At 65.8% G+C, this 11,673-nt stretch carries 10 protein-coding genes; 5 read left to right on the forward strand and 5 right to left on the reverse strand.

All coding sequences use genetic code 11. The annotated features are described in order from the left end of the window. Positions 1–28: 28 nt before the first annotated feature. Positions 29–562, reverse strand: a complete 534-nt coding sequence (locus MnOB_RS25075) for an RrF2 family transcriptional regulator (protein ID WP_077527252.1) — start codon at positions 560–562, stop codon at positions 29–31. A gap of 330 nt (positions 563–892) precedes the next feature. On the opposite strand from MnOB_RS25075, the gene MnOB_RS25080 reads away from it, so the two are divergent. The 5 genes from MnOB_RS25080 to MnOB_RS25100 all read left to right on the forward strand — a co-directional run bounded on the left by MnOB_RS25080 (position 893) and on the right by MnOB_RS25100 (position 5,748). After that, positions 893–2,095 carry an NAD(P)/FAD-dependent oxidoreductase gene (locus MnOB_RS25080; protein WP_077527253.1) on the forward strand — a complete coding sequence of 401 codons (1,203 nt, stop codon included), beginning with the start codon at positions 893–895 and terminating at the stop codon, positions 2,093–2,095. Between the two features lie 84 nt (positions 2,096–2,179). Next, positions 2,180–2,452 carry a hypothetical protein gene (locus MnOB_RS25085; RefSeq protein ID WP_077527254.1) on the forward strand — a complete coding sequence of 91 codons (273 nt, stop codon included), beginning with the start codon at positions 2,180–2,182 and terminating at the stop codon, positions 2,450–2,452. 139 nt (positions 2,453–2,591) lie between these two features. Continuing rightward, entirely contained in the window at positions 2,592–4,118 is a 1,527-nt protein-coding gene (locus MnOB_RS25090) for a flavin-containing monooxygenase (RefSeq protein ID WP_077527255.1), read from the forward strand. A 74-nt stretch (positions 4,119–4,192) separates the two neighbouring features. Then, positions 4,193–4,972, forward strand: a complete 780-nt coding sequence (locus tag MnOB_RS25095; RefSeq protein WP_077527256.1) for an SDR family NAD(P)-dependent oxidoreductase — start codon at positions 4,193–4,195, stop codon at positions 4,970–4,972. 17 nt (positions 4,973–4,989) lie between these two features. Then, complete coding sequence (locus MnOB_RS25100) at positions 4,990–5,748, forward strand: SDR family NAD(P)-dependent oxidoreductase (protein WP_077527257.1); 759 nt, start codon at positions 4,990–4,992, stop codon at positions 5,746–5,748. Positions 5,749–5,941: 193 nt separating this feature from the next. On the opposite strand, the gene MnOB_RS25105 is transcribed toward MnOB_RS25100, so the two are convergent. The 4 genes from MnOB_RS25105 to MnOB_RS25120 are packed head-to-tail and all read right to left on the reverse strand — an operon-like array spanning position 5,942 to position 11,666. Continuing rightward, on the reverse strand, positions 5,942–8,038 hold the full coding sequence (locus tag MnOB_RS25105) for a site-2 protease family protein (RefSeq protein ID WP_077527309.1): 2,097 nt from the start codon (positions 8,036–8,038) through the stop codon (positions 5,942–5,944). Then, positions 8,038–9,378, reverse strand: coding sequence for an efflux RND transporter periplasmic adaptor subunit (locus tag MnOB_RS25110; protein ID WP_077527258.1), 1,341 nt, complete (start codon positions 9,376–9,378; stop codon positions 8,038–8,040). Before MnOB_RS25110 ends, MnOB_RS25105 begins: the two co-directional genes overlap by 1 nt. Then, the gene (locus MnOB_RS25115; RefSeq protein WP_107504128.1) at positions 9,371–10,150 is read right to left on the reverse strand and encodes an efflux RND transporter periplasmic adaptor subunit; all 780 of its coding nucleotides are present in this window, start codon (positions 10,148–10,150) and stop codon (positions 9,371–9,373) included. Before MnOB_RS25115 ends, MnOB_RS25110 begins: the two co-directional genes overlap by 8 nt. Positions 10,151–10,160: 10 nt before the next feature. After that, positions 10,161–11,666 (reverse strand): TolC family protein, encoded by a 1,506-nt coding sequence (locus MnOB_RS25120; RefSeq protein ID WP_077527259.1) that lies wholly within the window; start codon positions 11,664–11,666, stop codon positions 10,161–10,163. Positions 11,667–11,673 lie beyond the last annotated feature (7 nt).

The following is an 11,673-nucleotide window of genomic DNA, read 5'->3' on the forward strand; positions in this document are numbered from 1 at the left end:
GCTATTGGATTGATTCCGTCGGGCGGCCTCAAAGCGGCCCGATTTCCACCTTTCCGTCGTGGCGCTCGTTCATCCAGCGGAGTATCTGTTCGCCAAACTCGGGCGGGGCCTTGCGTGCGACGCGGCGCACCAGGTCGAGAATGGTCTGCTGGGCGAGGGCTTCTTCCATGCGTTGCTGCGCCTGCTGCATCACGGCGTGGATGGAGCAGGGGTCGGCGACGGCCCAGTTCGGCGCCGGGCACTCACTTCCAAAGATCGCGCAGCGCTCGCGCACGCCGCGGCATTCGAATATCTGTTTATCGCCATCGATCGCGCGAACGATATCCAGCACGCTGATCTGGTCCGCCGGCCGCGCCAGGCGGAAGCCGCCGCGCACGCCTTCCGTCGCCGCAACCAGGCCCGCCCGCGCGAGGCGAGTGAAGACCTTGGCCAGCAGTTCCGGCGGCACGCCCTGCAATTCGGCCAGGGTGCGCACGCTGGCTTCGCGGCCGTCGCCTTTCTCGTCTGCCAGGTAGAGGAGGCAATGGATGCCGTACTCCACGCCCGCACTGTACAAAGCCATCGTTAACTCCGACTTATATTGTCGCCATTGTGGCGACCTTCTCTATTACGTTTCTTGTGTTTCCAGCTCCACAAGGGAAGCCTTCCTTCACTTCAGACGCCTCAATGCTAGCGGATTGAAGCGTTAACGCCCATATTTGTCGCGGCCTGGAGGGAATAATGGCGACGAGCGGCAGGGCCCGGCAAGAAAAAATACTTGCTGAAAATAACTACGACAAATACAGTCGTAGTTATCCGGTGTGGTTAGGGGCAGTGACCTCACAGCCCGGCATGTAGATGTCGGGCGCATCCGCCCGGAACAACCTCACTTTTCGCCTTGTGGAGAGAACCCATGAAACAACGCATCCTGATCGTCGGCGCCGGCTTCGGTGGCATGTGGAGCGCCCTGAGTGCAACTCGCCTGCTGGACCAGCATGGCCGTAATGACGTCGAAGTGGTGGTGCTCGCACCCCAGGCCGAGCTGCGCGTACGTCCGCGCTTCTACGAGCCCGAAGTGCACAAGATGGTGGCTCCGCTAGGCGATCTGTTCGACGCGGTGGGCGTGACCTTCGTCAAGGGCTTCGCCGAGCGCATCGATGTCGAGGGCAAGCGCGTGGGCTATCACGGTGGCGATGGCCAGTTCGCCGAGCTGAGCTACGACCGCCTGGTTCTGGCCACTGGCAGCCAGGTGGTACGCCCGACTATGGCTGGTGTCGAACATGCCTTCGATGTAGACCAGCTGGAGGAGGCTGTGCGCCTGGATCGTCATATCCAGTCCCTGGCCGAGCGTCCCGCTTCCACCCGCCGCAACACCGTGGTTGTCGCCGGTGGTGGCTTCACCGGGATCGAGACCGCCGCCGAAATGCCGGCCCGCCTGCGTGCGGTACTGGGTCAGGATGCCGATGTACGCGTGATCGTCGTCGACCGTGGCACTGAGATCGGTGCCGCCCTGGGCGAAGGTCCGCGTGGGGCCATCGTCGAGGCGTCCACTGAGCTGGGTATCGAGTGGCGCCTGAACAGTGGTGTGGCGTCGGTGGACGCCGCCGGTGTGACCTTGTTCAGTGGTGAACGCATCGAGGCGGACACGGTTATCTGGACTGTTGGCGTGCGTGCCAGCTCGCTGACCGAGCAGGTTCCGGCCGAACGCGATGGCCAGGGTCGTCTGCACGTCGACGCCAACCTGCAGGTACACGGACATGACGGTGTGTTCGCCACCGGCGACGTCGCCCGCGCGGCATGTGATGACCAGGGCAACCATGCGCTGATGTCCTGCCAGCACGCCATCGCCCTGGGACGCTCCGCCGGCAACAACGTGGCCGCCAGCCTACTGGGCGTGACGTCGATCCCCTACAGCCAGCCCAAGTACGTCACCTGCCTGGACCTCGGCGCCTGGGGTGCCGTGTTCACCGAAGGCTGGGATCGCCAGATCAAGTTCGAACGCCAGGAAGGCAAGTCCATCAAGCAACAGATCAACTCCGTGTGGATCTACCCGCCGGCAGCTGATCGCGCCACCGCGCTGGCCGCCGCCGATCCGATGATCCCGGTCGTTGCCTGATACCCCCAGTCGCCAGCCAACCGCCTGGGCCGCCCGTCCTGTGACGGCGGCCCCAGGCCCCGATTTCCATGCCCGGAGCCTGCCATGAGCCTGACTGTCATGATTTCCACCCGCCCCCTGGCTGCCGCAGCCATCGAACAGATCATCAGCCAGTGCCTGCCCGGCGTCGCCTGGACCCTCCAGTCGAAATCGGCCGAAGGCAGCTCCTGGCGCCTGCATCTCGCCATCGATCCGTGCTCTGAACCGGTGTCCGGCATGTTCTCGTCAATCCTTGCCAGCGAATGGTTGACCGGCATCGAATTCGTGTCGCCGGCACCGACTGTTTGTGCACCGGCGAAGACGCCTGCTGTCCAGTAACGGTCTCGTGGGTGGTCGACCGGCGCGATTCCATGCTTTTGGATGGTGCCGACCGGTGCTTGTTGGAACGATAGTCCGGCTCTAGCCTCAAGCATGGCATTGCCACGCGTGGTCCCGACAACAAGCACAAGGAACCGCCATGACCGCCCAATCGAACCCCTCGCAGGAACTGCTCGATGTGCTGATCGTCGGTGCCGGCCTGTCCGGTATCGGCGCCGCCTGTTACCTGAAGCGGGATCAACCCACCAAACGCTTCCAGATACTTGAGGCACGCAACGACCTGGGAGGCACCTGGGACCTGTTCCGCTATCCCGGCATCCGTTCCGACTCCGATCTCTACACCTTCGGTTTCGAGTTCAAGCCCTGGAAGGACGAGAAGGCGATTGCCGACGCCAGCGCGATCATGAGCTACCTACGCGAAACCGTGGCGGAGCACCGCATCGAGCAGAACATCCGCTTCGGCCAAAAGGCGATATCGGCCGACTGGCGCAGCGAGCAAGGCTGCTGGGAAGTGCTGGTGGAGGACGTCGCCACGGGCCAGCGCAGCATTGTGCGCAGCCGCTGGTTGTTCTCGGCGGGTGGCTACTACCGCTACGACCAGGGCTTCGCGCCTGCCTTCGAGGGCGCCGAGCGATTCCGCGGGCTACTGATTCACCCGCAGCACTGGCCGGAAGACCTGGACTACAGCGGCAAGCGCGTCGTGGTGATCGGCAGCGGTGCTACCGCCGTGACGCTGGTGCCGGCGATGGCCGACAAGGCCGCCCACGTGACCATGCTGCAACGCACGCCCAGTTATGTGATCCCGCTGCCGGCGAAGGACCCCATCGCGCTGCTGCTGCGCAAGCTGCTCCCGGAGCAGATGGCCTATTCCATCGTGCGCTACAAGAACGCCAAGGTGGCACTGGCTATGTGGCGCTTCTGCCAGCGCTTCCCCAATGCCGCGCGGCGCATCATCCGCTTCGTCAATAAGCGTGCGTTACCGAAGGACTATCCGGTGGACGTGCACTTCAATCCGCCCTACAACCCCTGGGACCAGCGCCTGTGCGTGGTGCCTGACAGCGACCTGTTCAAGGCACTGCGCAGCGGCAAGGCGTCCATCGTCACCGACCACATCGAGACTTTCACCGAGCAGGGCGTGCGCCTGAAGTCCGGCACCGTGCTTGAGGCGGATATCGTCATCACCGCGACTGGGCTCAACGTGCAGGTATTCGGTGGCGTGCAACTGTCCCGCGATGGCCAGCCCGTCGCCTGGAGCGAGACGGTCGCCTACAAGGGCATGATGCTCTCCGGCATCCCCAACTTTGCCTTTGCGGTGGGGTACACCAATGCCTCGTGGACCCTCAAGGTGAGCCTGCTTTGCGAGCACTTTTGCCGGCTGCTGGGCTACATGGATGAGCGCGGTGTGGAGGTGTGCGAAGCCCAGGCCCCGGCTCGCATGCCGACCCGGCCGCTGCTGGATTTCGGTGCCGGTTACGTGCAGCGCGTGCTGGCCAACCTGCCACGTCAGGGACCGGGCATGCCCTGGGTGATGTCCATGGACTACTTCAGCGATGTGAAGCTGCTGCGCAAGGGCCCGGTCGCCGACGCCTGCCTGCAATTTTCCGCCGCGCCGGTCGTTCATTCGGCTGTATCGCCTGAAGCGGCAGCACTCAACGGCGTGTCCTGACGCTGGCCGCATCGCGAGGGTAGGCTGGCTCGCATTGCTACTCCAGCGCTTACAACCCGCATGAGGAGCGTGAAATGACCCATACGAATTGGCAGGGCCAGGTGGCGCTGGTCAGCGGTGCCGGAAGTGAGCTGGGCATCGGCATGGCTATTGCCCGCAGGCTCGGCGCTGCCGGGGTGAGATTGATCGTCACCGCCAGCAGCGCGCGTATCGCCGAGCGGGTGGAGGAACTTCGCGCCGAAGGTTTCGAGGCCGAAGGGCGGGCGGCGGACCTCACCGACGAAACCCAGGTCGGCGAACTCGCTGCGTGGGCCGAATCGCTTTGGGGCCGAATCGACATCCTGGTGAACAACGCCGGCATGGCCATGCAGGGCAGCCCCGAACCCTTCGCCGAAGTCGCCGGCATGGACCTCGCCACCTGGAACCTCTCCATTGCACGCAACTTGACCACCGCCTTCCTGCTGACCCGTGCCGTGCTACCGGGCATGCAGGCGCGGGGATACGGGCGCATCGTGCAGATCAGTTCGACCACCGGCACCCGTGGCAGCAATCCGGGCGAGGCCGCCTACGGCGCCGCGAAGGCCGGAATGGTGGGCATGAACATGGGGCTGGCACTGGAAGTCGCGCGCCAGGGCATCACCGTCAACTGCGTTGCGCCGGGCTGGATCGGCACCGGTTCCAGTACGGACGAGGAGCGCCATGCGGCCAGTTATGTGCCGGTGGGGCGGGCAGGACGTCCAGAAGAGGTCGCGGCGGCCGTGGCATTCCTCGCGTCGCCGGAAGCCAGCTACATCACCGGGGAGCTGCTGGTGGTGGATGGCGGCAATTGTCTGATCGAGAACAAGGCGCCCTGAGCCGGAGGCCCCAGCCTATGAACACCTCCGTCGTTCTTGTCACCGGTGCGGCCGGCGGCGTCGGCCGTGCCCTGGTCAAACGCTTCATCCAGGGCGGCTGGCAGGTCTTTGCTACTGACCTTTCGGCCGAGGGCCTGGCGCGGCTGCACGCGGAGCATCCCGCCTGCGGGATCTTCGCCGGCGATATCCGCCAGCCCTCGACCTGCACCGCAGCGGTTGCCGCGGCCCTGGCGTCCTTTGGACGGCTGGACGCGCTGGTCAACGCTGCCGGCGTGTGGCGGGAAGGTCCGGTGGAATCCTTCAGCGAAGAGGACTTCGACCTGGTCCTCGATGTGAACCTGAAAGCCACCTTCTTCATGTGCTCGGCCGCCATTCCGCCGCTCAAGGAAACCTCCGGCGCCATCGTCAACATCTCCAGCGATGCCGGTCGCCAGGGCAACCGCAATGCGGCGGCCTACTGCGCGAGCAAGGGCGGGGTGACGCTGCTGACCAAGACCCTGGCCCTGGACCTGGCGCCATTCGGCGTGCGTTGCAACGCCGTGTCGCCGGGCGATATCGAAACGCCGATGCTGAAGTTCCAGGCCGACCAGTACGGCGGTGGCGACCCCGAAGGGTATTACCGCGAGCTGCTGGCGAAGTACCCGCAGGGCGACCGCGCCTGCTTCATCCAGCCCGAAGAGGTGGCCGACCTGGTCTACTTCCTCTGCCAGCCCGGCGCGCGTTCGATCACCGGTGCGGACATGGCGATCGATAGGGGCGTGTCGGCGGGGAACTGATTTCCACCGGCGTGCCACGGCGCACTTGCACTTGTAGGAGCGAGCTTGCTCGCAAACCTTCAGGGCCGACCTTTCGCGAGCAAGCTCGCTCCTACACAAAGCCTTGGAGTTCGCTTTTGCCGGTGGGTCTCGTCTGGTGGAAATGAACAGCGATTTCCACCCTACGGAAGTTGCAACCGCACTTGTAGGAGCGTTAGAAGCCGCTTTCCCTGAGCAATATCGCCGCCACATGGGTGAGGCCTTCGGCCAGGAGGCTGCGGCGGTTGCCGTCGATCTGCAGGTGGCCACGGGTTTCGCGCAGGGTGTGCGGGGCGGTTTCCAGTTGCACCAGCACGTGGAACAGGGGTGGCGTAGGCACGAGTTCCTTGCTCTGGCTGGCCACGGTCAGGGGCCCGCCATAGCGGGAGGCGAGCATCGCATGTTCCAGTCTGCTGACGCGGGTGCTGCCGATGGCCACCACCTTGCCGGCGATGGGCGTTGGCTGGCCTTCGGGGTAGAAACGCACCTCACTGCCTTGCACCAGGCGCTGCACGTCGTCCTGGTCGACGTAGGCATCCACCTGCCAGCGGCTTGGGTCCACCAGCATGCCGATGGGCTCGCGGCTGTGGACCCATTGGCCGGCACGCCAGTCAGGGTCGAGGTCCAGCCAGCGTCCGGCGAAGGGCGCCTGGAGTTTGAGCCGGGCGATTTCCGAACGGGCTGCGCGGGCTTCCTCGAACTGAACACGCAGGCGCTGGCGGGTAGCAAGAGCCTGCTCGGCACCACCGGGGTCTGCGATCAATCCGCCAAGGCGAGCTTCGTAACTCTTCGCGCTGGCCTCGCTGCTGGTCAGGCGTGAAGTAATGTCCGGCTCTTCCAGGGTGACCAGGGTCGCGCCGGCCTCGACGTTCCCCGCTGCATGAATGGCCTGCAAGCGTGCGGGGTAGGGCGCGAAGACCCGCAACTGCTGCTCGGCACGGGCCACGCCCAGGGCATGGATCTGGCTGCGCCAGGGCACCGCCAGGAGCAGCAGGAGCACGGCCAGCACGCCCCACCAGAAGTACCGGCGACTGTTGCGGATGGCAGCACGATTGGCCCACCAGTGTTTCAATTCACGTGCGATCGGCATGACGATAAACCAGGCGATTTCCACGGCGAACAGCAGTATCCCGAGCAGTTTGAAGAAGAGCAGGTAAACCGCGACGGCAATACCCAGGAACAGCACCAGGCGATAGACCCAGGTGACCATGGCGAAGGCCACCAGCGCGCGGCGCTTGCCGGGGCTGAAGGCTTCCGGCCACTCCTCGTCCAGGCCCAGCAGCACGCGCCGCAGGGTGGTCCGGGCCAGCGCCGAGGAACGCTCGTGGAGGTTGGGAAAGTCCAGCAGGTCGGACAGGATGAAGTAGCCGTCGAAGCGCATGAACGGGCTGGCGTTCAAGGCCAGCGACAGGACCCAGCTGGTAGTGGCGAGGTAGAGCAGGGCGTTGCGCACTGGGCCCGGATCAGAAAGGGCCCAGCCGAGGGTCGCCAGGCCGGCGAGGGCCAGTTCGGTGAGGATGCCCGCCGACGCGATGGCCAGGCGCTGCCGGGAACTGCGCAGCTTCCAGCTCTCGCCGGTGTCGGTGTAGAGCATTGGCCAGAGCACCACAAAGGCGATGCCCATGTGCCCGACGCGAAGCCCCAGACGCGTCGCCACCAGGGCGTGGCCGAGTTCATGGAGGGTCTTGGCCAGGGCCAGCGCCAGGGCGAAGCTGAGCAGCCCGGAGGCGGAGAAGGATTCGACCACCGCCGTGGTGAAGGCGTCCCACTGCTGCAGCACCAGCAGCACGCCGATTACGCCCAGGGTCACCACCAGCACCCCGGTCAGCGGGCGGAACAGCCAATCCAGATGGCTCGCCAGGCGTTCCAGGTGTCTCTGCGGGCGCAGCAGCGGGATGCGGAAGAACAGATAATGGTGCAGCCACCATTTCCAGTTGAGCCAGGCATTGCCTTCACTGCGCGAAGCCATGCGAGCTGCGGCATCGGGTGTCGGGCGCAACAGCTGGTGTTGTGCGAGGAACTCGCGGAATTCCAGCACCTGCTCCACGTCCGGGCGCAGCGGCGTCTGCTCCTGGATGGCACTGCAGATCTGCTGCGGGGTGCACTCCCAGCGCAGCAGGCACTCGAACTCCAGCCAGCCAATGCGATAGAAGCGATTGACCACCGTGTCCTGGATCACCCAGGCCGGCTCGCCATCGTTGCCGGGCGCGGTCTCCAGCAACCGTAGATCCTCGCGCAACGGCGGGAGCGGCATCTGCGCCGCATCGACGATCACAGCCCGGTCCAGGCGCGCAGCGCGGCAAAGGGCCGGCGCAGCAGGTAGTAGCCCAGCACCACCCGTTCGCCATAGAGCTTGGCGGTACCGTGCAGGCCGAGGCGGGCATGCTCCGGCTGGCCTTCGACGCTGGCCAGCAACCGGTAGGCGACTACGCCTTCTTCATTGGCGCGGGCCTGGTAGCTGGTTTCCAGCACCTCTCCCTTGAGCGGCGAGAGCGGGTAGGCGGTGAGGAACAGGGTGACCTCCGCGCCCGGCTCCAGGGCGATGGCGTCGGCCACCGGCAGCTGGATCAACATGGCCGGCTGTGCGGGGTCGGCCACCTGGAGGATTCGTTCCCCGGTCGCCACCGGCTTGCCCAGCCAGTCGTTGGGGTCGCTGAACACCGCCACGCCGGCGCGCGGCGAGCGCACACGGGTACGCTGCAACTGCGCCTGTACCGCCGCCAGTTCGGCGCGACGCTGCTGGGCGCGGCCGTTGAGCAGGGTCAGCTCGCTCTTGCTCTGCGGGTTGTCGAACGCGCGCTGGCTGGCCGCCATCAACTCCGCATCGGCCACAGCCACTTCCTTGCCGAGCACTTCGGCGCGGCTTCTCAGGGTGGTTTCGTCGAGGGTGAAGAGCAGGGTGCCGGCTTCCACCGGCTGGTTAGGCCGAACCTGCATGCGCTCGATCACCCCATCGATGGGGGAGCTGATGACCTCCGCCTGGCGCGAGACAATCTCGGCCGGTGCCAGTGCTGTCTGCCGCACCGGTATCAGCATCAGCGCAGCGGCCACCGCCAGCGCGGCCAGGAGTTGACGCTTGCTCGGGCGCCAGCCGAACAGCCGGCGCCGGCCGATGAAGGCGGCCCAGCAGTGTGCCCAGGTCTGCCAGAGGCCATCGGCCAGCGGCACCAGGGAATCGGCCGGCGGGGCATCCAGCAGGAAGATCACCAGCCCCAGGCGCGTGCCTTCGCGGTCATGCAGGGGAATGCACCAGAGTCCGGATGGCCACCACTCGGCCCAGCCTTCGGCGATGTCGTCGGGCGGTTCCACGGCGTCGCGGGCCAGCCAGCGGGGTTGGGCGTCAGGCAGTTGGGTGCTGAGCCAACGGCTGGCGCGACGCAGCCAGACCAGGTAGGGCGAGTCCTCGCTGGGGCGGGCGAGGCCGGAAACGCAGAGCAGTTCCAGGTCCGCGCCACGCTGGGCGAGCACCAGCGCCTGGTGGTAGCGCAGCAACGCATAGGGATCGTTGGCAATGGAGAAGGCCAGGGCGTTGAGCGAATCGGCGGCGAGCGCGCGATCGCGCAGTGCGGCCAGGGCCAGCAGCAACTGCGGGTGTGGCAGACGGTCATTCATGGGCTTGCGGGAAGCGTGCGGTGCCGCTCATGCCGGCGATCAGTTCAGGGTGCTCGGCGTCGAGCCGCGCCTCCAGTTCCACGGTCTGGGCCACGGCGTCGACCCGTGAGTTGATGGCGCTGATGTGGGCGCCATAGGACTTCCCGGTTTCCAGGATGCTGACCTCCAGCGCCAGGCCGGGCTTGAGCTGCGGCAACAGGCTCGACGGCACGTTCAGGCGCACCTTGAGGGCACCGTCGCTGACCAGATCGAACAACGGAGTACCGGCCGCCACGGTCTGGTAGGGCTTCACGTGGACCTTGGCGACCCGGCCGGAGAAGGGCGCCTGCACCCGGCAGTAGCCGCTCTGGGCCTGGGCCAGGGAGCGGGCGCCTTCAGCCTTCTGGACCTCGGTGTTGGCCATGGCCACTTCCAGGTCGCCTACCGCATCCAGCTTGCGCAGGTTGCGTTTGGCATCGAGGTTTTGCCGGGCCATGGTCAGTTCGGCGGCGGCGACCTTGGCGCGGGCCTGGGCTTCTTCGCAGTTGAGCTGGGCCAGCAGGGCGTCCTTCGCCACCTGCTGGCCGAGGGGCGCCTTGAGTTCGCCGAGGGTGCCGTTCATCTGGCTGGAAAGCGTGGTTTCCAGGTCAGCGCTGAGCAGCACGCGGATGGCGCCGGGGTCCTCGCTGGGGGCGGCCGGGGGCAGGTCATCGGCAAGGGCGATGGGTAACGGTAGAGACAGGACAAGGGACGCAAACAGGGCGAGCAGACTGCGCTCAGCGATCGACGACATGCGGTGTTCCTTATTTGCTGACCAGAAGTTTGCTGTGTTCCTGTTCACCCAGGGTGCGCTGGATTTCTCGGGCCAGCGTCTGGATGTCGTGCTTCTCGATCTGCTCCGGGAGGATGTCCAGGCCAACGGAGTTGTACAGCCGGCCCCAGGCCGCCTGGGCGTCCGAGTAGGCTGCTTCACGCTGGTAGCGCGAAAGCAGGTAGCGGCCTTCGGCGCGGATCAGTTCCAGCTCCGAGCCGTAGGAGGTGGTGCGCGCCGCCTGGGCGTAGTCCAGCAGGCTCTGGTCCACCCGCAGGCTCTGGTCGGCGAATTCCACTTCCTGGCGCGCCAGCTGGTAGCGCAGGGTGCCCACCCGGACCTGGGTGAGGATGGCCATGGACAGTGCCACACGGCGCATGTCGTCGGTCTTTTCCTGGGATTCGGCGGCGGCGTTCAACGACGGCAGCTGCAGCAGGCGCAGCAGGTTCATCGACACCTGCAGCCCGGTCTCGGTCCAGTCGCTGTTGTAGAGGAATTTGTTGGAGTCGTACTTGTAGCCGAAATCCAGGCTGACGTTGGGCCAGAGCTGGGCCTTGGCGATCTTCAGGTCATTCTCGTTGACCCGCTTGCGGTACCACTCTTCCATGATTTCCGGGCGGTTCTCCAGGGAGATCTGTTCCAGCCGGTCGATGTCCTGGTTCAGTTCCGGCAGCGGTTGCTCGGTCTGGTCGGCGAGGATCAGCTTCGACCCCGGCGGTAGCGACATCAGCGCGGACAGTTCGGCCTGGGCGAACTCCAGGTCCTGGCGGCGCACGGTGAGCAGGTAGATCGAGTCGAGCAGGGCGCGCTGGTAGGACAGCACTTCCTGGCGCGGCAGCAGGCCCTTGGTCTCGGCCTCGCGGGCGGAGAGCAGTGCCTGGTGGGTACGCACCAGCAGGCGGTCGACCTGGGGCATCAGGCGCTGGGCGCCGACTGCGCGCCAGTATGCATTGCGCACATCCTGCAGGACGTTCTGAGCCACCTTGCGTCGACGTTCCTCGGCCATGAGGATCTGGTCGCTCTTCTGCTGGGTGCGGTAGTAGGCGACGCCGAAGTCCAGCAGGCTCCAGGAGAGGCCCAGGCCGTAGAGTTCGCGATAACGCTCTTCGGAGGTGGATGCCCGCAAGCTTTCCTCGCGGTCCTCGATGCCGATGGAGGTGCCGCCGGAGTCGTTGTTACGCCCGGCATAGCCAGCCGAAGCAACTACGCGCGGCAGCATTTCATGGCTGGAAACGTCACGCAGGTCACTGGCCAGCGCGCTCTCCATGAGTTTCAGGCGGTAGTCCAGGTTGTACTTCAGGGCCCGGGCGGCGGCCTCGTAGAAGGTGATGGGAGCAGTCACCGGTTCCTGATTGGAGTACATCTGCGCCTGGTCGCGGATGATGCGCTGTCGGCTTTCTTCGTCGGTGTACTCGTGGGGCTTCATGGCTGAGCAGGCGCCCAGCAGCAGGGTGGAGGCGATGGCGGCGCTGAGGAGCGTGTAGGGCGTTCTTGGCATGGTCGAT

It is taken from the genome of Metapseudomonas resinovorans (genome assembly GCF_002003485.1).
Taxonomy (GTDB): Bacteria; Pseudomonadota; Gammaproteobacteria; order Pseudomonadales; family Pseudomonadaceae; genus Metapseudomonas; species Metapseudomonas resinovorans_D.